The 408-nt window shown below is 36.0% G+C and carries 1 protein-coding gene; it reads right to left on the reverse strand.

The window, feature by feature from the left end; all coding sequences use genetic code 11:
- Nucleotides 1-243: 243 nt before the first annotated feature.
- A partial coding sequence (locus V5298_RS21075; protein WP_416351215.1) for an RHS repeat-associated core domain-containing protein occupies nt 244-408 on the reverse strand: 165 nt, incomplete at its 5' end.

Raw genomic sequence — 408 nt, forward strand, 5'->3', positions numbered from 1 at the left:
ACTCATAGACGTTTATGGCTGTGATTTACTGTACCGCTATGATCTCACATCGGGGACTTATTCGCATCTTCCCTAATAACATGAAAGTTTTTAACATATAAGAGTGCAATAATACAAGCATTACTCACCAAATTAAACTGAGATAAATTTAATTCAAGCTTTTAGATAAGATCTAGAGAAATGTATGCTTATAAAAGTAGACAGAGACAAGAAATGATCTACCCGCTTCTGTTTTAGGGATATTTAATTCCCAACATAAGCATAAAGATTCATCTGATCTTCATAACCTACAGGGTCAGTCTGAAGGAATCGCCCTAACTTTGGATGATAGATCCGTGCTTTGTAGTAATAAAGCTCAGTACCTTCTATTAGAATTTGGCCGGTATATCTGAATCGGGAATCGCTGCT

The organism is Alteromonas sp. 14N.309.X.WAT.G.H12 (genome assembly GCF_036697315.1).
Classification (GTDB): domain Bacteria; phylum Pseudomonadota; class Gammaproteobacteria; order Enterobacterales; family Alteromonadaceae; genus Alteromonas.